Genomic DNA, 25,238 nt, shown 5'->3' with positions numbered 1-25,238 from the left:
TTTATTTCTAAATCTGCAATCTGCAACTACTTCTTGAGTGCTTTTTTCAGCAGTTCGGGAATTTGAGAAGGGCGTTGCGCTACAGGGATTTTCTTTTGTTCAAATGCTGTAATCTTGCGTCCTTTCTTATCCACATCTACCTTTAAATCTGATTGAGAAGGCAGGAAGTCGCTGACGTGGTGTTGATGTTTAAAACCGGGTGAATGGCGCCCCGCAATATAAGCAATGACGGGTTTAGTCATTTTCTCTGCAATATACTCGGCTAGGGTTTGTTCGTTGGGTTCGCCCACCTCTCCCACCAGCACCACTGCCTTGGTATTCTTATCTTTATCCAACATTTGCAGCCATTGTGACAAGGAAGAACCTACAATAATATCGCTGCCAATATTAACGCCGATCGACTGCCCAAACCCCGCCTGACTCAACTCTAGGGCAATTTCTGAAGTCAGACTACCAGCACAACCGATTAATCCTACCCCGCCCGGTGTGTAAAATTCCTCTGGTTGAGTTCCCAACAACCATTTCCCAGGTACGATAATCCCCAAACTGTTGGGACCGAGAATAGTTGTCTGGGTCTCGGAAGCTATTCTTAGCAAGTGAACCATATCCAGCGGCGGGATACCGCCAGAAATTAGAATAATTTGTCTAATACCCGCGGATATCGCTTCTAATGCAGCATCCAGCGCCAGATAAGGCGAGACGAAGATAATTGTAGTGTCAACTGTCCCCACCACTGACAACGCTTGCTCGACTAAGTCGAAAACAGGAATATCGTAAACTGTCTGTCCCCCATATCCCACGCTCACCCCAGCGACGACATTCGTGCCGTAGTCTTTCATCTTAGCGGCATAAATCGCACCGAGCGGTTCGGTGATGCCTTGAATCAAAACTTTGCCATCCAGCGTAAAATTCATATCTAGATACAACCGTTGACTAGCTCTGTAGATTTGCCAAACCAGTCAGTTCTCAGTATTCCTGCCTTGCAAGTTTAGCTCCTCGGTTCCCAATTTATGCTCTCCACTCTAGCGCCCACTGGCGATCGCAATGAATCTACCCTTCGATAGATGCCTCTTGATCGGGGAGATGAGGATACGGGGATACGGGGACGCGGGGATAAGGGAGAGCGGTGACGCGGGAAAATCTTCAATCAACCTCGACCCGTCGCCGCGTCTCTCCGTCGCCGCGTCTTCTTCCCCTGCTCACCCGCTTTCTTCCGCTCTGCCAAACCTACTCAAATCTACATACAAGACTTGTATCGGCTTGACTTCCTGCTTCCACCAAGGGAGTCGGCTCCTTCTTGTCCACAGGCGTAACTTCGGGAGCAGCTCTCCCTACTCGCTCTAAATTGAGCGCTGCATTCAAGTCTCTATCTCCCTTCCAACCGCATTTTTCACAGTGAAAAATCCGCTCACAAAGAGATAAAGACTGTTTCACTTCACCACAACAATGGCAAGTTTTTGAACTGGGAAACCACCGGGAAACTATCAAAAGCTTTGACCCGTACAGTTGGCACTTGTACTCTAACTGTCTTTTAAATTCATAAAAACTCCCATCTGCTATATATGATGCTAACTTCCGATTCGCTAACATGCCGCTGACGTTTAAGTCCTCAATTACTATCACGCCGTGGTTCTTGGCTAAGTAGGTGGTTAACTTGTGTAAGTAGTCGGCGCGAATGTTAGCAATTTTGTGATGTAGCCGCGCGATGAGTATTCTTGAAGCGCGCCAATTTTGGGAGCGAAGTTGTTTTTGTCGATGACTCCATTGTAAGCGTGCTAGCTTTTTGAGCAGTTGACGAGTTTTTTTGACACCAGGAAAAACTTCTTTAGTTGAGAGTGTGGCTAAATTTAATATGCCTAAGTCTACCCCAACCACATCAATCGCTTTTGGCGTATATTTGGGTTCCACCTCCAGTTTAAACGAAATGAACCATTGATCGGCCTTGCGGCTAATCGTCAATGTTTTGGGCGTGATGCCACAAGGTAATTGTTCGTATGTTTTTAACACTCCGATGACCGGGACTTGAATCTGATTGGCACTAATAATTTTGATTTTCCCTTCAAGGTTGAATGAATCGTGACGTCCTTTCTGCTTAAATTTTGGTACCCCAGCTTTCTTTTGGAAGCATTTTTTCCAAGCTGAGCTTAAATGTATTAATGCATATTGGGGCGCTGTTTTTGATACTTCATAGTACCAAGGATGTTTCGACTTAACTAATGCCACTAGCCATTTATGTAAATCTATGGCACTGGGGAATTTGATTTTATCCTCTGGGTGGTTCTGATTGTGGTCGAGGATGGCTAGGGTTAATCCTAATCCCCAGTTCCAAGCATGACGTGCTACTCCTGCGTGTTTGGCAAGCAGTTGAGATTGAGTGTTTTTCAGTTGGATTTGAGTTTTAAATCCTAGTAGCACGGTTGGCTGGCTGTTTAGTACCTGTTGTGAGTGTAATGCTAATTCTAGCTTGGTTTCTGCTGGTCAAATTTTCGCAAAACTTCACATTCTGCTCAGTGTTTAGGAAGATTTAGGCAGAAATAGGTAGATTTTTTCAATCTGTTTTTACCCCTCTGACAGGTGCTAGCGCCCCATTAACTGCGCCATCCTGGGCAATAGGCGTACCTGGAGTGCAAATAGCCATCGCTACCGCAACCAATTCGCTATTTTCTTTGCAAAACTTTACTCGCGGTGGCAACAAACTGGACACCAGGGCGTCAAAACAGATAACACAGAGAAATTGTAACAGGTGTCCCCGATGTTTACTTTCTTGCGCTGGCAGTCCAAAACTGCTGTAATTATGGCTGTGGCAATGACTGGTGCAACGGCTACCCCATTTATGGCTGCGGCTCCTGTCTTGGCTGAGACTCGTATAGCTCAATCGCAACGATTTGTTGACTTTAGAATCCCAACGGGAACGGTAATTCCGGTTTCTTATGACAAGGAAAAAATTGTTGTCGCACCCAACGAAACGGCAGAATTAACTTTAACCGTAGCCCAAGACATTGTATCACGAGACGGACGCACTGTAATCATTCCGCGCGGCAGCGAAATTGTCGGGCAATTGCAACCCGTTCGCGGTGGTTCCCAATTTGTCGCTAGAGAATTAAGAATTTCTGACAATAGATCGCAGTCTATCAATGCCAGTTCTAGAGTTGTTACCACAACGCAAGAAGTGCGTCGCGGGCCGAATGCGAGAAATATCCTGATCGGAGCCGCAGCGGGTTCGGGAGCGGCAGCAGCGATCGCCGGACTTACAGGCGATCGCCGCATTAACCCCCTAGAAGTCTTAATCGGTACCGGGGTGGGTGCTGCAGGCGGCTTGCTCGTGGGTCAGAATCGCTCGTCTACTAGGGTAGTTGTGATCGACCCAGATAACGATTTAGACCTGACATTGCGCTCCGACTTGGTGGTGCGCGGTCTAGGTTACAATACCGGCTTGGATCGAGGCTTTGACCCGAATGACACAGGCATTTAGGGTTACCAGCAAAAGCCGGGACAGTTAGATCGAGGGACAAACAGGTAGCCCTGCTTAGCAGGGGTGACAAATAATTGCAACGCAATCGCAAGCTTCTGTTGCTTGCGATCGCGTTTTTTTATGTTTATATGTATTTGCGAGCAGGGTGCTTCAGGATATATTCAGCCCATGCCCCTATGCAAACTGGTTTATCAGTGTCGTAGATGCGGCCTTGTCATAGACCGAGACTTCAACGCTGTCATAAACCTAGAACAGGCTCCAAACAAGCGAGTACTTGTGGCAAGCAAGGAATTGACGCCTGGGGACTGTTGGTGCCGACACCCTTGCTTGAAGCGGGAAGCAAACCTTAAAACAAGCCAGTTAAATAACTTCAGCTGGTTTTGAGTCAGTTTTGTGTTGCACAACACCAACAATCGCCCTTTAGCCGAAATGAGGAATGTTGCCAACGATGAAAAAAGTACTGTTTTTATTGGGCGAACTCAATGACGACGACATCGACTGGCTACTCCAGACAGGTACCAGGCAAGAAATCGCCGCCGGTACCGTACTGATTAAAGAAGGAAAGCCGATTGATGCGCTGTATATACTGCTGACCGGCACTTTTACCGTTTCTATAGCAGAGTTGGAGCACCGCGAGATAGCCAGACTATCCAGCGGCGAGGTAGTCGGAGAAATGTCTTTCTTGGATAACCGTCTACCCTCTGCCACGGTTCAAGCTATTGAAGACTCGCTAGTCTTGTCAATCCCTCGGCGAGAATTAGCTAAAAAACTACAACTGGATATCGGATTTGCTTATGGTTTCTATCGCGCCCTTGCTACTATACTTTCCAATCGTCTGCGTCGGATCGTGAATCAACTGGGTGATGTTAAAGCCCAAGCACTGACTGAAGTTGGAGTAGATGATGCAGTTATGGAAAGCACGGCAAATATCAATCTTGCCACCACTAGGTTTGACTGGATTTTGCGACGTTTAATTGACGGGTAATAATTTAACTTTAGTTGCTAGCTATCTCAAACCTGCGGCTAATTGCTAATGGCTAATGACTCGAACGGGTAAAATGGTCAGGAATTACGCAAGCGCGTTCGTAGAAACCGGGTTTCCAGCTGCGTTCTCTAGTTTCCCACCCACGATTTTTCCGAGCAACCCGGTTTCTTTGCCTCAGCCCTGATGGTATAGTACTTAGATGTTTGAATATCTCGGTATTAGCTATTAACGCAAGTTGCTAGTTATCAGCTTTGGCGCTGGTAATTGGTAATAGGTAATTGGTAATTGGATTAAAAGCGCTGTGGCATCGTTACAATTACCCATTACCCCAGTCAGAAACCCGGTTTATTCTTCGATTTCTCGCTGTCAAACCCACGATTTTTCCGAGAAACCGGGTTTCTTTGGCCCGATGTAACTAGCAACTTGGGTTATTAGCAACGCCCAAGTTTATAACTGGTAGGGGCGGGTTTTACCTGCCATCACCTTTGTTTCTGTGAAAAATTGTTGAGCCAGGAAAGAGAGCTATGTCGAAACAAAGGTGATGGCCTCGTTAAAGCAACCCCTACTGGCGTTAATTTACCTTTCAAATGACAAAAAATAAATTATTCTGTTTTTATCCATTGACTAAAACAAGCACTTTATGCCTAATTTGAATCTCTCTAAGTTAGGAACTGCTTTATTGACGGCGATCGCAATGACGGCTAATACGGCAGTAACCCTAGCAATATTAGCGCCTGCCGTTGCCCAAACCGAACCGACTTTTTCCGATGTATCTTCTAACTATTGGGCAAAAGACTTTATTAGCGCACTGGCGGCACGGGATATAATTGCTGGATTCCCAGATGGGAAGTTCCGACCCAATGCGCCTGTAACGCGGGCGCAGTTTGCCACAATCGTCGGGAAAGCTTTCAATACCAACCCCATGCGGGAACCAATCAATTTTGTCGATGTACCCAGCAACTATTGGGCGGCTGATGCTATTAATGAAGCTTACACGACTGGGTTTGTCTCAGGTTATCCCGGCAGGGTTTTCCGACCGAATCAAAGAATTCCTCGCGAGCAGGTTTTGGTTTCCCTCGCCAGCGGACTGAATTATTCTGGCAGCTTACCCCCGGCTTCGGTTTTGGAATATTATCACGATCGCAGAGCGATTCCCGACTACGCTGGCGAAAAAATAGCCGCCGCCACCGAACAAGGAATTGTCGTCAACTATCCAGATGTGGATCGGTTAAAACCCAATAAAATAGCCACCCGCGCTGAAGTCGCTGCGTTCATCTATCAGGCGTTGGTCAATAGCTCCGAAGCGCAAGCGATCGTCTCCCCCTACATCGTGGCTCGCAACAATTCTTCACCTCCAGCAGTTCCAAAGCAGCCAAGCTTGGTAGGAACGGTGAGAATACCATCTGGAACTAGACTCCCGGTTAAATACGACGCCGCAGAAAGAATTTTAGTCGCGCCGAACGAACCCGCACCCGTTCCCCTTACCGTCACCATCGCGCGCAATGTTGTTTCCGAGGGGGGAGTGTTGTTAATTCCGGCCAGATCTCAGGTTATCGGGGAATTGGTCACCATAGAAGACCAAAAAAGCGCCCAATTCGTCGCCAAACAGTTAATTTTGACCAACGGTCAACTCGTTCAAATTCGGGCAACTTCCCAGATAATTAGCAAAATAGAAACGATCGCTAGGCGACCTGCTATATCTAGGAATCGTCGGTTCATCGGCAGCACGGCATTAGGCGTAGCAGCAGCAGCAGCAGTTGCGGTTTTGACTGGCGGGGCTAGCCTTGGGGGAATTTTACTCGGTGCTGGTGCTGGCGCTGGCGTCAACCTGTCAGGACTATTTCGCAACCGCGATCGTGTTGAACTAATCTCGATTATCCCCAATACCGATTTGACTCTCACCTTAAATGCCGATTTGGTATTGAGTAGTAGCGGTAAATAATTTTTGCCAAAAATACCGTTAATATCATGTCCTTAAGCAAGGGTTGTGTAACTGCTAATAGCTAATCGCTAATGGCTGCTGGAGGAGGCAATTGACAAACAAACAATTAGCAATTAGCAATTAGCCATCCATACACTACCGCTCCTACCGGCAATGATATAATTGGTCATTTGTCAATAGGCAATTGTCACTTTTTTACAAATGAATCGTCCTCTGTCCTTAACCAAACGACAAAAGTTACGCCCAATCTACCTGTATCAGGGTGTTGCGCGGGGCTAATCACTTGAATTTCCCCTTGCATTTGCTCGACTAACTCTTTGGCGATCGCTAAACCCAACCCAGTCCCCGGTATTTCCGTTTCTGCCTGGACGCCCCGATAACCCCGCTCGAACAGGTGGGCTATATCTTGCGGCGGAATACCTGGACCGCTATCGCTGACGGCGATGCCCACAAACCGACCTTGGGGCGTTTCTCGCTCTTGCCCGACTTGAATGTAAATTTTTCCCCCATGCGGTGTATATTTTAAGGCATTATCGATTAAATTACTGAGTATTTCCCGCAGAGCCTGGGCATTAGCTCGTACTGGCGGTAAATGGGAGGGAATTTCCGCTTGTAAATCCAGATGGCGTTCGACAGCGATCGCGCGAGCTGATGCCAGTAGGGGTTCTAAAACTTGTGTTACCGAAAGGGATTCCAAAGTCGAAGTGATTAAACCAGCTCCAGGTAACAACAGCAGTGGTTTAGCTGTTGGCTTTTGAGCGTCAGTCTCAATGTCTGTTTCTGTCTCAACCCGCAGGTGGGCGGGAGCCAGCGTCAGGGGCACCTGGTTGGTATCAGCCAGTTCCAGGACGCGATCGAACTGTTGCAGCAACTCTTGGATCCGATCGCTCTCCCGTAAAATATTGGCGGCAATGTCCCGGTTTGGATCGCCGATGCCCAGGCGCTTGAGCAGCAGCTTGCCAAACGTCCGCAGCGCCGTCAGCGGATTTCGCAACTGGTGGAGTAAATTGTGCAACAGGTCATTTTGTTTTTCTTGCAGTTGATGTTGTTGAGTTAACTGCTGCTCAAACCAGGCTCGCCGCTGATCGAGAATGCAAGCGATCGCCATTGTATGGGCAATTTCTTCAATCTGGGATCGTTCCCGCTGGTTCCAGGGTCGATCCTGACGTTCGGTTACCAACAACCCCATCACCAACCCCTCGTGCATCAGGGGCAACACGATGCGGCGCTGTTTTAGCAGCGTATTGACTTCCGACTGGGGCTGGGTACTTTCTGACCCCTCAAACTCGCCATCTAGGGGGATAAAGGTATCTGCTGCGGATGGCAACCAGGGAACCGGGGAGGTTGTATCCGTCTCATTTGGCAACAGCGCCAACTCTTGCTGTTCCTCCCACACCACATCGGGTGAAGGGTAAGCCACAACCGGAATTAGGTTAGCCTCTGAGTCTTCCACCAGTTCTTCGGTCAAATAAACCGCGCTCAAGGTGGCTCCTAGTTTTTGCATCACCTTGACCTGCGCTTGACAAAGCGCCACAAATTCTGAACTGGCAGGCATTAACATGGCGTCAAAGATTCTGATAACTTACCCGGTCAGGTGGCGAGCCGCGCCAACTAGGTTTAACGTTCCCAATTATCATGTTTTAAACATTTAATCTGGTTTGCTTCCCTCCTCAGGCTGTTTCGGTGCCGGTTTGGCAACGGCAATTATGAACTAGCCCTGGGACAGCCTTGGTGAGGAGGGATTCTCCTGCCACCAAACCCACCGCAATCCCCTCAATTAAAGGTTTTCCGGCTTTTTGTACCACACCAAATTAGCAAGGGCATCAGCGGCACTTCCAGACTTTGTATCAAAACCTTAAAAAAAGTTGATTTTTTCAACTAAACCAGATATACTTTGCACGGGTTTGGTAACTATCACTACAATCGCTCGCTGGAAAAAGGAGGTAAACAGCTTGGCAAGGAGACGCAAGCGCAAAAGCCGTCGTCGTCAAGAAGGACGGAGAATTCTTGAACACGTGCCTCAATATAGCATCGAAAGCGGACAGGATAAACCAGTGACGGCGGCACGAAAATTTATTCAAGCCGAAGGTATTGTCCCACCTGCTTTACTGCTAGTTAAACGGAACGAGCATACCACAGATCGATACTTCTGGGCAGAAAAGGGACTGTTTGGCGCTCAATACGTTGAAGAAAACCATTTCCTATTTCCCAGCTTGAGGCAGTTAATCGAAGCCTCTGGCGAAAAAGCTCCAATGGCTCTTCAACCCGTCTGAGACCCAACGGATGACCTCAGACACCATTTCTCGATAAATTTTACAGTCTGGAGGAACAGCCCCCAATCAAAGGCAAGCGACTGTGTTATCAGCTAAAACGAGAAGTGCAAAACTCCGCACCTAATGGTCGGAGATGTAGCGCTACCGGGAGAGCGAGTACGTGCGGCAAGCGCGGAATTTACGCCTGTAGACAAGTTGGAGCCGACTCCCAAAGGTTGAAGCAGGAAGCTTTCCGTCGAATTAAGCGAAATACTTGATTTGATCAGTTTTGTCTTGCACTCTGAGAAACCTGTGGGTAAAACCACTAAACGCCTGAAACAACGTCACAAGATATCACCGCGCGCTTGTGGATTGAGTGGTGCAGCCCAGGAAGCCCAAGAATCAGGATATTAAGGTTGTGAAGTCTTAAAAATCCCTGTGCCTTCAGCCCAGGCAGTGCCAAATCTGCACCGCTCAGATTTGAGTCAGTTTCAGGCCACGGAAGTCCGGCTATAACCAGCACGAAGTTGGCAATCAGCTGGTAAATCGGAGATAAACGCCCGCCCCTGCCCCTTAAGCTTGCCATAGAGCCATAGCGGCTATTAGGGCTAGGCGTTACCAAAATTTTCGGGAAGATCGTAAATCGACAGCCCCGCCTGAATCATAGATTCAGACGGGGCTTGCCATTGTTCTGAGATTAATCGCAGGGGGTCAAGTTCAGAGCCTGTTGCAGGGCTGCCAATTCATCCCGATGAGCTGTAACGGTTATCAGGCTCTGCGCCTGTTCCGTACCCTCACGAGGGGAATCCTCTAACTTTAACGATACCTGCTCAGTCCGCCCAGCTTTTTGCCAGTAAAACAAACCAGCTAAAGGCGACAAGAGTTCTAACCCCAGAAATAGAGTTGCTGCCCCTGGGAACAGCTGGGACAGAACCAGAGATAGACAAAGTAGTCCAACCGCCGCCAACAACGATAAAAAGATCGCCAAAAACCAACTGGGGCGGACAAAACCTTGGAAAACCACCTGGTTTTGCGCCGCATCCACAGCGGCAACCCGGTAAGCTCGTTGCGTAAAATACTGCTGTAATTGAGCCAACAGGGATTCTTGCGGTTGCCCGGATATCAGCTGGACGGCTTGGGTTCTGTCTTTGACGGACGCCTTAATAAAGAAAAACAATCCGACCGACAACAATATTGTCAGCAGGAATGTTGAAGAAAGAATCGTTGTGTTCATCCGTTTAGATCCGGGTCGGTAGGCTTGCAAAAATTTTACAAAAATTTACCGACCCTAACTCCCTACTTTGACTGGTTATCTGGCACTGGGTTTGGTTGGAATTGGATAATTGTTCCGGCTGGCATACTCGTGCCAAAGACGAGCCAAGTCCTGAGCGCGATCGAGCCAATCCACCCTGACTCGATACATGCGACGGGGACGTCCGCGCCCCTCTACTTTTTTCCAGTAACCAGCGATCGCCTGTTCTTCCTCCAGGAATTTCAGCGCGCTGTAGAGGACTGTATCCGACAGCCGGAAAGCTGGGTATTCGGTTTCGATCAGTTGAATTAGCTCAGTTCCATAGGACTCTCCTCGCACTAAAACCGCAAGTACGTAGCACACTGCTAGCTCCTTGCTCAGATAAATCGGAGGAGGACAATGAAAAAACTGGTAAATGTCGTCTACTTTCATGTGCATAATCCACGGCTCCACCCCGTCAAACGCATTTAAACGAACAATTGAGAAGCTGTAAGTCTGTACCATAGCCACAGAAGAAATTCACGCTTGGCTTTTGGGAAACTGACGCAGCTCATCCCTCAGTACCGTCAAAGGTATTGAGGTTACATCCTCAACCTTGGGGAACGGCTGAATACGATCAATTTTAGACAGTGAATTCTGGGAGTGCCTAACAGACTTAATAACGATACCAGTCTTAACCTTTAAACGAGACTCAAACTGGTAGTAGATAGCACCATCAGAACCCGAATATAGATCGCGAGGGAAGATGATTGTGTCAATGATAGAGCCAGATCTACGGCTGAGGCTACATCGCCAGGGACCTTTTGCAGTGATCGCTCTACGGAGAACTGTTAAATTTTGTTGTTTCCAACAATTGCTGCGAGCTAAAGTGGCTATCTCTACCTGGCAAGACTCGCTTGGGTACGCCAGTCTTTCCCACCGGGAACGCCCCAGGAGGGGACTGGGTTCTGATACCGTTGGGATTGGTAGCGGCGTTCCCTTCAGGGCGTCTTTGAGCAACCATAACCGGATTGGTCAAAACTGTTTTGTGGTAAAGTGCCAAACTACCCACCAAGGCAACCGCACAACTGCCACAGGTAAAACGCTGTCCCCATAAAGAAATTAAGGATTGAGACTGCATAACCTAGTTCCTTTCCATAACTGCGTTCGCTATTCGTGGCGTAGGCAATTGCACCCAGATCCCGGATCGCGAACGACCATCCAGACAAACGGCAGCACACCGGATGCGGTGACGACCCGCTGTGCTTGAAGTGTCTTCTTTAATTACGTTTTCCCATATCCAGTCAGTTTTAATCGGTATACCTATGACAGATCAATCAGAGTCACAATCAGTCCCTGCTCCTCTGCGGCAAATCGCCAGGACTTTTAGCAGAACCGGCTGGATTAGCTTCTGGTCTCAGGTAGTGCTAGGAGTAATTTCAGGCGTAGTCTTGCTGGTGTCGTCAGCCTTCGGTCGCAACACCACAGTCAATAATCCTGGAACGGGTTTTGGCGCCTTTTTAGCGGTTTGCGGACTGCTGGTGTTGGCTGGCAGCATTTACATGGCTTTCCGCTACACTTCCATTGCCAAACAGTTACAGTCTCCCAATCCCTCCCAGCGCCCTCGCAAAGCCGATACGATTCAAGTTTTGCGCCTGGGATTGATGGTGAATTTAGCAGGCATGTTAATTACGCTTTTCGGCGCCTATGCCATTGTCGGCACTCTGGTGGGAAAAGCGCTCTCAATCGGTCAAACCGCCTTGTTAGACCCCAGCCGGGGGATTAGCGGTTTTGATATGTTTGTCGTGCAGGCAAATATTAATACTATCGGCGCTCACTTTGTGGGAATTGTCGCTACACTCTGGCTGCTCCATCGTATCAGTCGGACTTGACATTCTCCCCGACTTGTTCAGGACTTACGCACGCAAAGCCAAAAACAAAGGTGATGCGTCAATCTCGCGCCTCTACACCCACGATTTTTCGGAGTAACTAGGCACGCAACCCAAAAACAAAGGTGATGCGTCAATCTCGCGCCTCTACACCCACGATTTTTCTTAGAAACCGGGTTTTTCCCGCCATCACTGACGAGGTTTCTTGGTTAGTCCTTGCACCTTACCAGAAGGGGTTTCCCCCTTCGTACAGCGGGTCAAATCATCCCCAGGCATTACTTCAAAGAAAGCTGTGATTTTGCCCAGCCGCGCCCAGTTCCTCTCTGCCTCAACTGGAATACAGTGGAGATACCCGCGATCGCACCAGTAGCAAACAGGCTATCCTAATCTATTGGCAGGTATCTAAGGACAATCGGTGCTAGACCTCAAGCAAATACGCGAAAATCCACAACAAGTCCAACAACGACTCGATCGTCGCGGCGCGGGTCAATATGACATCGAGCCGATTTTAGAGTTGGATCGTTCCCAGCGGCAATTAGAGAAACAGCGCAGTCAACTGCAAGCTCGCAGTAACGAAATTGCCAAATTAATCCCTAAAAAAATTAAAGAGCTTGGCGATGCTAACGCGGCAGAGGTTCAAGCTTTAAAGGAAGAAGGCAACCAAATAAAGACCCAGTTGGGTGAACTAGAGCCAAAGGAAAAAGACCTCAAATCCCAAATCCAAGCGCTTTTACTAGCACTGCCCAACTTGCCTGGCGAAGCCACCCCCGTCGGCAAAAACGAAGACGAAAACGTCGAAGTCCGCCGCTGGGGAGATGAATACATTCCCCAAAATCCCAATATTCTGCCTCACTGGGAAATCGGTGAAAAACTAGGTATTCTCAACTCAGAACGCGCGGTTAAAGTCGCCCAAAGTCGCTTTGTGATGCTGATTGGATCCGGTGCGGCGCTGGAGAGGGCGCTGATTAGCTTCATGCTAGACCGACAAACGGCGGCTGGTTATATAGAAGTTCTGCCACCCGTTTTGATTAACAGCCAGTCTCTCACCGCCACGGGGCAGTTGCCCAAATTTGCGGAAGAAAGCTTTAAATGCGACCCAGATGACCTGTGGTTGGCTCCTACAGCGGAAGTGCCGGTGACAAATCTTTACCGGGATGACACCTTGGAAGCCTCCCAACTGCCCATCTATCACTGTGCCTATACGCCTTGTTTTCGGCGGGAAGCGGGGGCTTATGGGCGGGATACAAAAGGTTTAATTCGACTGCACCAATTTAACAAAGTCGAGTTGGTCAAATTGGTTCATCCCGACAAGTCGGAAGAAGAACATCAATCGCTTGTCCGGGATGCCGAGGCGATTTTACAGGCATTGCAGCTGCCTTACAGGGTGATAGAACTTTGTACCGGCGATATCGGCTTTGGGGCGGCAAGGTGTTATGACCTGGAAGTGTGGCTACCCTCGTCGGGTAAATACCGGGAAATTTCCAGTTGTTCCAATTTTGGTGATTTTCAGGCAAGGCGGGGCAATATTCGGTTCAAGGAAGCGGGGAAGAAAGGCACTCAGTTTGTCCATACCCTCAACGGTTCCGGACTGGCGGTGGGGCGTACAATGGCGGCAATATTGGAAAATTACCAACAACCCGATGGGACGATACGGATACCGGAAGCGCTACAACCATATCTGAAGCGGGATGTGCTGTGAAGCACAGTTCTTTAGAATGTAAGGAAACGTGTAGCGGAGTTTAGTTAAATTTATCTATGTCAGTATTGGCAGCGATCGCAGTCCTGGCTCTCCTGATCTTGGTACACGAACTAGGTCACTTTATGGCAGCCCGCCTTCAGGGAATTCACGCTAACCGCTTCTCCCTGGGTTTTGGCCCGGTTTTGTGGAAATATCAAGGCCCAGAAACAGAATACGCTATCCGAGCATTTCCTTTAGGCGGTTTTGTCGGCTTCCCTGATGATGACCCCGATAGTACTATCCCCCCCGATGACCCGAATCTGCTCCGCAACCGACCGATTTTAGACAGGGCGATTGTGATTAGTGCCGGAGTGATTGCTAACCTGATCTTTGCTTACTTAGTCATACTGCTACAGTTTGGTATCTTGGGAATACCAGCAGCAAGTAAGCCAGGGATTTTGATTCCTCAACTGATTGCCGAAGTCAGCGAAGTTAGTCCCACAGCTGCTAATGCCGGGATAAAACCAGGTGACGAATTCTTGGTTGATGGTAAAAATTTTGAATTTTATTGGGATCAGGAAAAAAACCAAGGAGAATTGCTTTCCACAACTTCAAGCAAGCAAATAAAGTTGCTTGTCAGCCGTAAAAACGAGAAAGAGCCAAAGGCAGTCTATCTAACTCCTAAACTAGGAGCAGATGGTAAGGGTCACATAGGTATTAATTTGGCTCCCACTGCGGCAGTGAAAGCAGGAATCAAACCAAACGACGTTATTTTGGCAGCAAATGGCAAGTCGTTTGGTACTTCGTTAAATGACATCCAAGAATTCAGGGAATTAATCAGAAATAGTTCAGGGCAGCCAGTTGATATGCTCGTGCAGCGTGGCGAGCAAAAACTATCCTTGAACGTGACTCCTGAACGTACAACAAAAGGCTTCCGCATTGGAGTACCTCTAACCTTTAACGGCGAACAGGTGTACAGTCGAACCCAAAATGCGTTCCAGCTTTTTAGTGCATCTGCTGAAAGATTTCAGCAGATAGTTAATTTGACAATTAATGGATTTGGGCAGCTAATCGGTAACTTCAAAGAAACAGCAGAACAAGTGGCTGGGCCAGTTAAAATTGTGGAAATAGGTGCTAAATTAGCCCAAGAAAATGCAGCTTACTTGTTTAATTTTGCGGCTTTAATCAGCATCAACCTGGCGATTATCAACATTTTGCCCTTGCCAGCACTCGATGGCGGTCAATTAGCCTTTTTACTGATTGAAGGCATTCGGGGTAAGCCATTGCCAACTAAAATTCAAGATGGGGTGATGCAGACAGGTCTGATGCTACTGTTGGGACTGGGAATCTTTCTGATTGTCCGAGATACTGCTAACTTGGAAGGAGTTCAAAGGTTATTCCGGTGAGCATTATCCGCAAGTGGTCGTCTAAGCAGCAGCGCGCGTTAGAGATACTGATTCGTCTCAAGCGACTTTATCCCAACGCGACTTGTACGCTTAACTACGAGACGCCAGTGCAGCTGTTGGTAGCAACGATTCTTTCTGCTCAGTGTACCGATGAGCGAGTCAATCAAGTCACGCCTCTGTTGTTTGGCAGGTTTCCCGATGCCGTCAAGATGGCGACGGCAGATTTAGCAGAATTAGAAACCCTAGTCCGTTCTACCGGCTTTTATCGCAATAAAGCTAAAAATATTCAAGCAGCTTGCCGCATGATAATCGAAAAATTTGGCGGCAAGGTGCCCAAAACGATGGAACAGTTGCTCGAATTGCCAGGAGTGGCGCGTAAAACCGCAAATGTTGTCCTAGCTCACGCCTACGGCATAAATCAAGGCGTCACGGTAGACACCCACGTCAAGCGCCTGAGTAACCGTCTCGGTTTAACGGAACATGCAGACCCCATCCGCATCGAGCGCGATTTAATCCGCTTATTACCGCAGCCTGACTGGGAAAACTGGTCAATTCGACTAATTTACCACGGTCGCGCTGTTTGTACGGCCAGAAATCCCAAATGCGGCGCTTGCGTCCTTGCCGACCTTTGTCCTGCGGCGAATTTACCCCAAATCGATGCAGGTGTCGAGGAAAATAAATCCTCTGGTATTGTACCCGCCGCGAAACGCTAAGATAGAAAATGCTGTCTTCACAGATTCACAAAAACAAGCACCATTCATGGCTAAAAAGAGCATGATCGAGCGCGAGAAAAAACGCGCTAAACTCGCAGAAAAGTATGGCGACAAGCGGGAAGAATTGATGGAACAGTTTGCCCAAGCAACTTCCCAAGGGGAAAAGCTGGAAATTCACCGCCAAATTCAACAACTACCCCGTAACAGCTCTCGTACCCGCCAGCGGAATCGCTGCTGGGTCACGGGTCGTCCTAGAGGATATTATCGGGATTTTGGTCTGTCGCGCAACGTCCTGCGCGAGTGGGCGCATAAAGGTTTGCTTCCCGGTGTGGTCAAATCTAGTTGGTAGCTTGATTTTGGTAATTGGTAATTGGTAATTGGTAATTGGTAATTGGTAATTAGCTATGACCGATGACCTATAACCTATTACCAAGTCTAAAATTCATTGTCCGCAGCAGCGCTCAATGCCTAGACTGTCTAAAAGCAAGTCGCTTACAGCATTAGCGATGGCAAACTCGCTGTAAAAACTGTTGGAAAAGTCAAACGCCTGCATCTCCGTTACAATCGCGATTACGAGCGATCCCAGGTCATTTTCGCCTTCCATTCGGTGTCGGATGTAGATCTGGGTAGCTCGGCGAGCAATCTCCTGATTCACCGCTTCCGGGATAAACTCTCGATTAAGCCAATTTAGCAAGGTATTTTGCAACCATTCTCCTTCTTGCTGCGGATTTTGGCTAGCGGGTAGTGTAATTGGCGGGATTGGTTCTGACATGATTGCTAACCATCCTGAGGACTTGACAAGTTATACGGTTGAAATTCCTATTTAATTTTAATTTAACAATTTGGCCTCAGATCGCCGTCAGTCTTGTACAACGGTAACTAGGGGTGGCTTTTCATCTTCTTTGGTTTGTTTTGAGGTATCTTCAATAATCTTGGCTTTGACCAATTCAGCAAACATTTGATTAATGGAAAATCTCAAAGCATTTGAATGGTGTTGATAGCAAACTTGATAAATTCTTTGTTTGGTATAAGTTCGGGTTGGCTTATTGTATATTTTATTCAGCTTGGTTTGTACTGATACGTCTGGAGTAGAATTTTCATACCAATATAACTTATAAATGTGACCGGATTCGTAGGAAACAGTGAGCATAGCCTCATCAGTACCCACAAGGTGTAAAGTATAAACATTATCTTTTTTCTTGATTTGGCAATAGCCCCAATCTTTCTGGGTTTTATTGAGGAGATGGGTTAAAGTACTCTCAAGGAGTGGAACTTGCTCAAACTTTTTCATAGCATTAAAGCTTGGGTTTAAACCGGATTTTTATAGACAAATTAATTGTAGCTTAGTAAAAATATTACCAGAATCAGCCGATATATGCAGCTTGATATTACCGCAATAATCGAGGGATATGCTCAGGGATACTTCCTCATGGCAGATGAAACGGGGAATTTGGGGTGGTATTCTAGCCGCAAGCGGGCGCTAATTCCCTTGGATTCACGGTTTCGCTACCCGAAGTCGCTGCGTCGGGTGCTGAATAGCGATCGCTTCACCGTAGCCATTAACCAAGATTTTAAAGCCGTCGTTGCCGGATGTGCTGGCAGGGAAAGCACCTGGATCTCCAGGGAGTTACAGGAGATTTACTGGGCGCTTTATCAAAGGGGAATTGCTCAAAGCTTTGAAACTTGGGAAGGAGATCGACTCGCAGGAGGGATTTTAGGAATTGTCATCGGGGGCGCTTTTATCGGCGAATCGATGTTTTACCGCATTCCAGAAGGGTCGAAAGTAGCAATGGTAAAGTTAGTACAACGACTGCGGGATCGGGGGTTCGTCGTGTTTGATGCCCAGATGAACAACCCCCATCTAGAAAGATTTGGAGCCTATACCGTTACAGAAAAAGAATATCAAACCCTGCTCCAACAAGCTCTAAGTCGTCGTTGTTCTTTACTCTAGGATATGAGAATTTGAATTTATATTCTCCCATGCTCCCATGCTCACCTGCTCACCTGCTCACCCGCTACCTTAGATTCAGTTACCAGGGTTAAACTAACCCATCCACCCTTGGCGTCGTAACTGCGAATCATCCGCTGTCGTTGGTTAGGTGCGTGCATCCAACCCACTTCCAGGATAAAAGCTTGACGGTTCTTAATTTGCCAGGGACAGTTACAAGAAGCACCGTTAGGTAACAACAAGACTTGTACGGGTTGGGAACCTTGGTCAAAATAGAGGAATTTGCCATCAATTCTGGCAGATGAGGTGATGGTGCGATCGGCAAAACTGAGTTGCTGCACCAAACGACCGGCATCATTAAGATAAATTTGCAGTTTAGTGGGATAGATATCAGGCGATCGCAAGTCAGGATAAATCGTTACAGCTTGTCCCTGCCATTCGCCCAACAGGTCATCTACAGTTAAATTAGGCTGTTCTGCCACTACAGGGGGATTGGGGCTGTTATTTTCTCCTCTGAGTTTTTCCCGAATCAGGGTGATTTTCTCTAGCTGAGAATTGCGATTATACATTTGTAGCAGGCGCAGACGGCGATCGGTCTCAATTAAGCCTAACTCAGCACCGAATTCAGAAAAGGGTGAAAACTGCATCGCACCTTGGGAAAAAGCACCATTGTTGAAAAACAAGATGCTGCGATTGAGATAACTGTACTCCAGAACCAACTCCTGTGGTTCTAGTTCTCCCGTGGGACTGGTTAAAGGAAGATAGCGACGAACTATCTGGCGGATGGTTTTGTTGTCGTTCAATCCTTGGAGAGAAACTACCGTAGGTGTATCTTCAAGTAATTCTCCCTGAGGTGAGAAGCTGGTAAACGAACCCTGCCAGACACCTAGATTTTGCAGCAAACATTCCCATTGCGATCGCAAGGCTTGTCCATATATATCCCACTCTCCCATCGGTTCAACTCCAGATTCACCAACTTTCTGCGGGTAAATTACTAAGTATTATCGCTTACCATTCACCCCAAGGCTTTCCAGGCTAAGGATTGACCCCAGACACCTTCGGCCTAAAATTGACTACAAATAGGCATTATTACGGAAATATTAGTTGAGCGTAAACAGAAACATTAAAGTATATGACGTGGGTAGTGAGGAGTTTCAGAAATGGTATTTATCGTCGGCACGCCCAATAGCGATTTTCTCAACGGGACAGCAGAGAATGACACAATTCTCGGTCTCGCTGGGAATGACACGGTGCTGGGAGAGGACGGCAACGACCTGCTATTCGGCTTTGAAAACAACGATATCCTCTACGGCAATAGGGGGAACGATACTCTCCGGGGAGGTCAAGACAACGACCAGCTGTACGGAGGTCAAGACAACGACCAGCTGTACGGAGACAAGGGAAACGATACGGTTTCTGGCGACCAAGGTAGCGACACAATATATGGTTTAGACGATAACGACCTGCTATTTGGCGGTCAACAAGATGATGTTATCTTTGGCAACAAGGGCAACGATACCATCCGAGGCGGTAAAGATAACGATCTGCTGCAAGGAGGCAGGGACAACGATCAACTGCATGGCGATCTGGGTAACGATAGCCTGTATGGCGATCTGGATAACGACTTCCTCTTTGGCAGTGACGGAAACGACTTTATATCCGCTAACCAAGGCAACGACACCATCAATGGCAACATGGGCAACGACACCGCCTATGGGGGTCAAGGTAACGACATAGTGCGGGGAGGAATGCAAAATGACTCCCTGTTTGGAGACAAGGGCAATGATACGTTATACGGAGACTTGGGTGACGACACGATCTATGGCGGTGCCGATAGCGACTTGATATTCGGCGACCAAGGTGAAGAAAGTCAATTTGGCGGCAGCGGTAACGATGTTCTGTTCGGCAACGAAGGGAACGACACGATATTTGGTCTTGGTGGTAACGACGTCATGTACGGCAACCAAGGGGATGACATCCTTGTGGGCAACATGGCTAAAGACACCCTCTATGGCGGACAGGACGACGATACACTGCGGGGAGGGATGGAAAGCGATCGCTTGTTTGGCGACAAAGGCAGCGATGTTCTCTACGGCGACCTTGGTGCCGATACCCTCACGGGCGATGTCGCAGGCGACACTATCAGCGACACCTTCGTTATCGGTCGGGTAAGCGAAATACCGAATGCTGCAACTAAAACAACTGGCGGTCCCAAACGAGAAGATGCCGATGTTATTACTGACTTTCAAGCTTGTATCGATTTCATCTCGCTAACTGGCGGTCTAACTTACGACAATTTAAATATCTTCCAAGGAACCGGCGCTGATGCTGCCAACACGATTATTCAGGATAAAGGTACGGGCGAGTTTTTAGTCGTTTTGCAAGGGTTTAATAGAGAAAAAATCGATGGCACTTCATTCATCCCAGCAGGACCTCCGGATGTGCGGATTATAGCCACCGATGGGTTCGCAACCGAAGCTTCCATCGGCAGTCCCATAGATACAGGCGAGTTCACGATTTCTCTCCCTTGTCCTACAGAAAAACCGCTGCCGATAAATTACACTATTTCAGGCACAGCCACCAAAGACACCGACTACAACCCCTTAAGCGGTGTTGTCATTATTCCAGCTGGTTCTAACACTGTCACGATTCCGATTATCCCCCTCGGCGATACTTTAGCGGGTGAAGGTAATGAAACCGTGACGCTAACCCTGGTTGACCTTCCCGGTTACAACCCGCAAACCCCCTTAACCGCTACGGTGAACATTGCCGATGGGCCAATTGTACAACCCGGTGCGCTACCGATTGTTTTTGTCACCGCACCTGACCCGACTGCATTTGAACAGGGATCTAAAGCCGGTACGTTTCAATTCTCGCGGACTGGTGGCGATACCAGTAAAGACCTCACGATCAATTACACAGTTAGTGGCACAGCTTCTAGCGATGACTTTAACGCAGGTGCATTAACGGGTTCAGTTACGATTGCCGCAGGTAAAACTGTCTCTGATTTAATTCAAATTGTACCCACTAATGTGGGTGGCAGCGAACCAACCGAAACGGTGACGGTCAGCATCGGTCGAAATAGCGATTACATTGTAGCTGCGCCAGATACAGCGACGGTCAGCATTATAGATGAGCAACCGTTAAATCTGTCAGCAGCGGCCGAGCCGATTCTGGTATTTGACCAGAATGGCACATTCCGGTTTGGTCGCACAAACATTAATACAGCTGTCACCGATGCTCAAAATAACGACATCATTTTTCTGCGAGCAGGTACATACAATAACAACGCTGGCGATTCAACGATTACTATCAACAAACCGTTGACGTTCCGCGGACCGAATGCGGGGACAAACCCCACCAACGGGGTAACAACGAACCCGGCAATTGTGACCGTCGGCACAGCAAATCAACCAGTTTTTCAGGTTGTTTCTGGCAATAACGTCACGTTTGAAGGGTTGCGAATTCGCACCAATGGGCAGAATGCCATTCGATACCAGGTTACCGTAGACAATAGTCAACAGAATAATAATATCGTCATTCGTCAAAATGAATTTGACGGAGCTGGACCGGCAGATAGCGGTATTATCTATTTAGACTTTTTGGGTCAAGCAAATTCATCGGCAAGAATCTCCGAAAACTTGATCCGCGATGTCACGACAACCACCGACGTTACAAGTGGAATCCAGGCATTTCGCATTAGCGGTAATACGGTAATTTCCGATAACTTGATCGCTAACCTAACCGGACCCGGAATCGCCGCCGACGCGCTCAATGGCGCAGTGAATTCCAATCTAATTGCCAACAATAGGGTCAGCAATGTAGGAGAACAAGGGATTCAACTCGCAGGTGGCAACGCCAATATTACCAACAACAAAGTCACCAACGCCAACACCACCAGTGGGGCAGATCGAGGCGGTATCCGACTGCGGAATTCCGGTTTAAACCCTGCCATCAATCTAGGAACCGCAAACATTACCGGAAACGTCATCACCAATTCGTTCAACGGTATATCTATTAGAGATGGAGACAATATCACCGGAACTGTTAACGTCAATCGGAATAACCTGATTGGGAATAGCAATGCCGCTTTTTACCACGGCGGTACTGGGACGATCGATGCCACCAATAACTGGTGGGATTCGCCTACAGGTCCGTTCGGCACCAGTGGACCTTCTGCAATCGCCGGAACGGGTGCTGGCAGTGTCAACTTCGATCCGTTTGCGATCGTGCCTTTCTAAGGCATCTTTTCCCAATCAAGCAATGGGGGAAATCGGCAGGAGGGAAAAGGGTAATTCTCTGACCGCCTCCGCTCCCCCCATTGTCCAAATCTCCCAGGAATTAAGCAAAGAAACCCGGTTTCTCTAAAAAATCGTGGGTTTGGTGGCGAGAGATCCCAGAAGAAACCCGGTTTCTCTCAAAAATCTTGGGTTTGGTGGCGAGAGATCCCAGAAGAAACCCGGTTTCTCTCAAAAATCTTGGGTTTGGTGGCGAGAGATCGACTCAGAAACCGGGTTTCTAGGAAAAATCTTGGGTTTGGTGGCGAGAGATCGACTCAGAAACCGGGTTTCTGGCAACGCCCTTGGGTAAGTCCTGTCTCCCTGACTCACAGTGTTTGAGATTAAGATGAAAGTAAGAATGGGAAATTACTGTTTTGGTAACGGTTAAATGGCTTCTGAGGTTTTGGTGGAAAAGAAAAAGTTAGAAAATCCGCCTTTGGAAATTCACTATCTGGGCGATCGCGCGTTACGCTACCCAGCTAAGCGCATTGCCAAGGTAGATGCGGAAATCCGCGACCTGGCGCGACAAATGCTGCAAACGATGTACAGCGCCGATGGCATCGGTTTGGCAGCCCCCCAAGTGGCGATTCACAAACAACTAATCGTTATTGATTGCGAACCGGATAACCCAGCAAATCAACCGCTGATTCTGGTGAATCCCACGATCAAAAAGGCCAGTAGAGACATCTGCGTGGCTCAGGAAGGCTGTCTGAGCATTCCGGGGGTTTATTTAGACGTAAAACGACCCGAAGCCATTGAGGTGTCTTATAAAGATGAATACGGGCGTCCTCGGACAATAACCGCGACTGGACTGCTATCCCGTGCGATTCAACACGAAATGGATCACTTGACTGGGGTGCTATTTGTAGACCGGGTAGAAAATCGTTTGGCGCTAACCCAAGAGCTAGATAAACACGGCTTTTCGACCCAAGCGGTCAAACCAGTAGCATAAGGAGTTATATATCGTGAATGTAATGACTCCAAAGAGCGGTTTATTTTTGGGCGCTGCTTGTATCAGCGCGATCGCTGCGGTTGGTTCCATATTCGAGCTGTCTTCGGGAAACCCTGAATTAGGCACGATGGTCACCACTACGATCCTGTTAATTAGTGTCCCTCTAACTGGATGGCTTTTCTGGGCTGCTGTTAGAGATGCAAAAGCAAACCAATAAAGTAGTAAAGCAAGTTGCTAGTTATAACTTGCGCGTTGCTAATAGCTAATTGCTAATTGGGAGAGAGAAGATCTTACTAATATCGTGACATTAGCCATTAGCCGCACTTTTGAGATAACTAGCAGCTAGAGTTAGTCGTTGCTCAAAAAGTCGTTGGCGACCCACTAGAGAACCGAAAATGACAGGGTTTGACCGTTCTGTAGGATTTCTCAGGCATCTGTCCCCTAGTGGGTTAGGGGAATCTCAACTGCGCCACAAACTGACAACGACGGGTGAAGTTATTATCGGGCGAGACTTCGGCTGCGAAATCGTTTTGGACTCGGATGAGTACGGGATGGTGTCCAGGCGTCATGCCGCAGTCCGCCCGGTAAATGCTGGTATCTGGGAAATTTGCGACCTCAATAGCGCCAACGGCACTTACGTCAACGGGGAACGCTTGCAGGGATGCCGCTATTTGCGAACGGGCGATCGGATTCAGTTGGGTAAAAACGGCCCGGAATTTATCTTTGAGTACAACCCGATCAGCCAAACTCCGGGGTCGTTTCGCTCAGCGCCAACCCACGCTGCTAGACCATTGATGGCAACACCAGCCATCTCAAATCCTTCTGGTAGGTTAGATCGGGTTACTATCAGCCAACTGTTTCCCATCCTCTCCACTGGACGACAGCTCAAACAAAAAGCTTTTTTGATGCCAGCGATCGTCACAGTGGGATTTGTGGTGCTGATGTTTACTGCGGTAGGAGAGCCGCTGGCGTTCAACATGTTGCTGGCAGCTTATCTGGCGGGTGCTGCTTACTACTTTGTTTACCAGCTCTGCGGCAAGCATAAACCTTGGTGGGTGTTGTTGGCATCTGCCCTCATGACTGTCTTGATTTTAGTCAGTCCCCTACTACAGGTATTTTTGCTAATTTTTCGCGAATTCCTGCCAGGAAGCATCCCCACTGAAACCGAGTCTGTCAGCTTTCCGGTTTTGCTGATGCGAATGTTTTTTGGAGCAGGATTGATGGAGGAACTGCTGAAGGCGTTGCCCGTGGTAGGAGCCTATTTACTGGCACGCCAGCTGCCATCACCTTGGCGAGAACGTATCGGCGTCTGGGAACCGCTGGATGGGATTTTGCTGGGAGCTGCCTCTGCTGTAGGTTTTACCCTATTGGAAACCCTGGGACAGTACGTACCTGAGGCGATCCAGAACGTGACGTTTCAGGCGGGAGAAGGCGCCGGACAACTTGTAGGATTGCAGTTGCTGATTCCTCGCATTATGGGGTCTGTCGCCGGACACATGGCCTATAGCGGCTATTTGGGGTATTTTATCGGGTTGAGCGTCCTCAAACCCCGCAACTTCTGGAAAATTCTGGGGGTGGGTTACTTAAGTGCTGCCGGACTCCATGCGCTTTGGAACGCAACGGGGTTTTTCAGCGGGTTCGGATTGGCAGTGGTCGGGGTTTTATCCTATGCTTTTCTAGCGGCGGCAATCCTGAAAGCCCGTGCCTTGTCGCCGACGCGATCGCAAAATTTCGCCACCCGTTTTATTACTCGTCCGTAGTTTCCAATTCATCTAAAGCGATGCGCGCGATCGCTAAACTCAAACGCGCCCGTTCTATTTCCGATAACTCAGTCCAATCTAGAGGTCGAACTGCTCCCAAGGCTAATTCAACCGTTTCGGCTTCTGCGCCCCGCATTGCATAGGCTAAAGGACGCGCCAACACTTGCAAATCGTCTTCTGCCCAATTGGGAAGTAATTCCTGGACGCATTGTATCATTCGATCCATTAAAGACAGTGCCGGGGCAGGATATGCGGTGGCGTCAATTAGTTCGCTGGCTTTGGTAGCGATTGCATCTAACCAGTGGGAAGGAACGCGACAGGCAAACCGATCTGATAAAGATGCTTGCAGGCGTACCAAAATCCCGTTGGGAACATTTTCAGGCCAAAGTTGTTCTATCTCAGAGAAGAAAGCTGCGGAGCGCGTCCTTATTTCCGTCGCCGACCAATCCTCTAAAGTAAATTCCTGTTCTAGTTCGGCAAAAAAACCTTCCGACTCTGGCGCGAGTGGATTCCAGGGATAGGATACCTCTTCCTCCTGCCACAGTAGCTGCACTAGCTCCTGTACCGCTTGAGTCTGTAAGCGTTCAGAATATTCCGAATAACCGTTATTTGTGTTTACCATGATTCTGCTCCAACAATCCACTCTCTATGCACGCTGGTGTGGTTAGCTACACCAGCACTTCCACGAGTTCCGCAACTGGTCGCCATTTATTCAATTGTTTCTGTGTGA

Annotated in this window: 25 protein-coding genes; 14 read left to right on the top strand and 11 right to left on the bottom strand. The window is 48.2% G+C overall.

Going from position 1 to position 25,238, the window contains the following annotated elements:
- Positions 1-26: 26 nt before the first annotated feature.
- Both ACE1CM_RS07260 and ACE1CM_RS07255 read right to left on the bottom strand, forming a co-directional pair.
- Positions 27-914, bottom strand: coding sequence for a CoA-binding protein (locus tag ACE1CM_RS07260; protein ID WP_374876726.1), 888 nt, complete (start codon positions 912-914; stop codon positions 27-29).
- A 313-nt stretch (positions 915-1,227) separates the two neighbouring features.
- Complete coding sequence (locus ACE1CM_RS07255) at positions 1,228-2,415, bottom strand: RNA-guided endonuclease InsQ/TnpB family protein (protein WP_374876725.1); 1,188 nt, start codon at positions 2,413-2,415, stop codon at positions 1,228-1,230.
- Positions 2,416-2,752: 337 nt separating this feature from the next.
- On the opposite strand from ACE1CM_RS07255, the gene ACE1CM_RS07250 reads away from it, so the two are divergent.
- The 3 genes from ACE1CM_RS07250 (at position 2,753) to ACE1CM_RS07240 (ending at position 6,399) form a co-directional block, all read left to right on the top strand.
- Complete coding sequence (locus ACE1CM_RS07250) at positions 2,753-3,472, top strand: hypothetical protein (protein WP_374876724.1); 720 nt, start codon at positions 2,753-2,755, stop codon at positions 3,470-3,472.
- A 448-nt stretch (positions 3,473-3,920) separates the two neighbouring features.
- Positions 3,921-4,457, top strand: a complete 537-nt coding sequence (locus ACE1CM_RS07245) for a cyclic nucleotide-binding domain-containing protein (RefSeq protein WP_374876723.1) — start codon at positions 3,921-3,923, stop codon at positions 4,455-4,457.
- A gap of 640 nt (positions 4,458-5,097) precedes the next feature.
- The gene (locus tag ACE1CM_RS07240) at positions 5,098-6,399 is read left to right on the top strand and encodes an S-layer homology domain-containing protein (protein ID WP_374876722.1); all 1,302 of its coding nucleotides are present in this window, start codon (positions 5,098-5,100) and stop codon (positions 6,397-6,399) included.
- A 187-nt stretch (positions 6,400-6,586) separates the two neighbouring features.
- Here ACE1CM_RS07240 and ACE1CM_RS07235 read toward each other — a convergent pair whose 3' ends face one another.
- Together ACE1CM_RS07235 and ACE1CM_RS07230 are read right to left on the bottom strand one after the other, a co-directional pair.
- Complete coding sequence (locus ACE1CM_RS07235) at positions 6,587-7,960, bottom strand: ATP-binding protein (protein WP_374876721.1); 1,374 nt, start codon at positions 7,958-7,960, stop codon at positions 6,587-6,589.
- 109 nt (positions 7,961-8,069) lie between these two features.
- A complete protein-coding gene (locus ACE1CM_RS07230) occupies positions 8,070-8,204 on the bottom strand; it encodes a hypothetical protein (protein WP_374876720.1) in 135 nt (44 codons plus the stop codon).
- 147 nt (positions 8,205-8,351) lie between these two features.
- Here ACE1CM_RS07230 and ACE1CM_RS07225 point away from each other — a divergent pair, with 147 nt between their 5' ends.
- Positions 8,352-8,672 carry a DUF3155 domain-containing protein gene (locus ACE1CM_RS07225; protein WP_374876719.1) on the top strand — a complete coding sequence of 107 codons (321 nt, stop codon included), beginning with the start codon at positions 8,352-8,354 and terminating at the stop codon, positions 8,670-8,672.
- Positions 8,673-9,348: 676 nt separating this feature from the next.
- Here the strand turns inward: ACE1CM_RS07225 and ACE1CM_RS07220 are convergent.
- The 3 genes from ACE1CM_RS07220 to ACE1CM_RS07210 form a co-directional block, all read right to left on the bottom strand.
- Positions 9,349-9,885: a cofactor assembly of complex C subunit B gene (locus tag ACE1CM_RS07220; RefSeq protein ID WP_374876718.1), complete on the bottom strand. Its 537-nt coding sequence runs from the start codon at positions 9,883-9,885 to the stop codon at positions 9,349-9,351.
- A gap of 75 nt (positions 9,886-9,960) precedes the next feature.
- Entirely contained in the window at positions 9,961-10,335 is a 375-nt protein-coding gene (locus tag ACE1CM_RS07215; RefSeq protein ID WP_226575124.1) for a PadR family transcriptional regulator, read from the bottom strand.
- A 385-nt stretch (positions 10,336-10,720) separates the two neighbouring features.
- Positions 10,721-11,023, bottom strand: a complete 303-nt coding sequence (locus ACE1CM_RS07210; protein WP_374876717.1) for a hypothetical protein — start codon at positions 11,021-11,023, stop codon at positions 10,721-10,723.
- A gap of 184 nt (positions 11,024-11,207) precedes the next feature.
- Here ACE1CM_RS07210 and ACE1CM_RS07205 point away from each other — a divergent pair, with 184 nt between their 5' ends.
- From ACE1CM_RS07205 to rpsN, 5 genes are all read left to right on the top strand, one after another.
- Entirely contained in the window at positions 11,208-11,774 is a 567-nt protein-coding gene (locus ACE1CM_RS07205) for a DUF3611 family protein (protein WP_374876716.1), read from the top strand.
- 412 nt (positions 11,775-12,186) lie between these two features.
- Positions 12,187-13,470, top strand: coding sequence for a serine--tRNA ligase (serS, locus tag ACE1CM_RS07200; protein WP_374876715.1), 1,284 nt, complete (start codon positions 12,187-12,189; stop codon positions 13,468-13,470).
- A 56-nt stretch (positions 13,471-13,526) separates the two neighbouring features.
- Positions 13,527-14,855, top strand: a complete 1,329-nt coding sequence (gene rseP / locus ACE1CM_RS07195; protein WP_374876714.1) for an RIP metalloprotease RseP — start codon at positions 13,527-13,529, stop codon at positions 14,853-14,855.
- Positions 14,852-15,568, top strand: coding sequence for an endonuclease III (nth, locus tag ACE1CM_RS07190; protein ID WP_374876713.1), 717 nt, complete (start codon positions 14,852-14,854; stop codon positions 15,566-15,568). Before rseP ends, nth begins: the two co-directional genes overlap by 4 nt.
- 46 nt (positions 15,569-15,614) lie before the next feature.
- Complete coding sequence (rpsN, locus tag ACE1CM_RS07185; RefSeq protein ID WP_374876712.1) at positions 15,615-15,917, top strand: 30S ribosomal protein S14; 303 nt, start codon at positions 15,615-15,617, stop codon at positions 15,915-15,917.
- Between the two features lie 93 nt (positions 15,918-16,010).
- Here the strand turns inward: rpsN and ACE1CM_RS07180 are convergent, their stop codons facing one another.
- Positions 16,011-16,340, bottom strand: coding sequence for a hypothetical protein (locus tag ACE1CM_RS07180; RefSeq protein WP_226575136.1), 330 nt, complete (start codon positions 16,338-16,340; stop codon positions 16,011-16,013).
- Between the two features lie 87 nt (positions 16,341-16,427).
- A complete protein-coding gene (locus ACE1CM_RS07175; RefSeq protein WP_374876711.1) occupies positions 16,428-16,859 on the bottom strand; it encodes a hypothetical protein in 432 nt (143 codons plus the stop codon).
- Between the two features lie 84 nt (positions 16,860-16,943).
- Here ACE1CM_RS07175 and aat point away from each other — a divergent pair, with 84 nt between their 5' ends.
- On the top strand, positions 16,944-17,519 hold the full coding sequence (gene aat / locus ACE1CM_RS07170) for a leucyl/phenylalanyl-tRNA--protein transferase (RefSeq protein ID WP_374876710.1): 576 nt from the start codon (positions 16,944-16,946) through the stop codon (positions 17,517-17,519).
- 41 nt (positions 17,520-17,560) lie between these two features.
- Here aat and ACE1CM_RS07165 read toward each other — a convergent pair whose 3' ends face one another.
- Positions 17,561-18,469: a DUF3598 family protein gene (locus ACE1CM_RS07165; protein WP_374876709.1), complete on the bottom strand. Its 909-nt coding sequence runs from the start codon at positions 18,467-18,469 to the stop codon at positions 17,561-17,563.
- Between the two features lie 207 nt (positions 18,470-18,676).
- Between ACE1CM_RS07165 and ACE1CM_RS07160 the strand changes: the two genes are divergently transcribed.
- The 4 genes from ACE1CM_RS07160 (at position 18,677) to ACE1CM_RS07145 (ending at position 24,508) form a co-directional block, all read left to right on the top strand.
- On the top strand, positions 18,677-21,757 hold the full coding sequence (locus tag ACE1CM_RS07160) for a Calx-beta domain-containing protein (RefSeq protein WP_374876708.1): 3,081 nt from the start codon (positions 18,677-18,679) through the stop codon (positions 21,755-21,757).
- Positions 21,758-22,184: 427 nt separating this feature from the next.
- Positions 22,185-22,748 (top strand): peptide deformylase, encoded by a 564-nt coding sequence (gene def / locus ACE1CM_RS07155; RefSeq protein WP_374876707.1) that lies wholly within the window; start codon positions 22,185-22,187, stop codon positions 22,746-22,748.
- Positions 22,749-22,770: 22 nt separating this feature from the next.
- Positions 22,771-22,965 carry a hypothetical protein gene (locus tag ACE1CM_RS07150; protein ID WP_374876706.1) on the top strand — a complete coding sequence of 65 codons (195 nt, stop codon included), beginning with the start codon at positions 22,771-22,773 and terminating at the stop codon, positions 22,963-22,965.
- 178 nt (positions 22,966-23,143) lie between these two features.
- A complete protein-coding gene (locus tag ACE1CM_RS07145; RefSeq protein ID WP_374876705.1) occupies positions 23,144-24,508 on the top strand; it encodes a PrsW family glutamic-type intramembrane protease in 1,365 nt (454 codons plus the stop codon).
- Here ACE1CM_RS07145 and ACE1CM_RS07140 read toward each other — a convergent pair.
- Positions 24,495-25,130: a hypothetical protein gene (locus ACE1CM_RS07140; protein ID WP_374876704.1), complete on the bottom strand. Its 636-nt coding sequence runs from the start codon at positions 25,128-25,130 to the stop codon at positions 24,495-24,497. The genes ACE1CM_RS07145 and ACE1CM_RS07140 overlap by 14 nt on opposite strands.
- Between the last annotated feature and the right edge of the window lie 108 nt (positions 25,131-25,238).

The organism is Microseira sp. BLCC-F43, from assembly GCF_041929235.1.
Lineage (GTDB): Bacteria > Cyanobacteriota > Cyanobacteriia > Cyanobacteriales > Aerosakkonemataceae > Microseira.
This window is presented reverse-complemented; position numbering and strand designations above follow the sequence as displayed.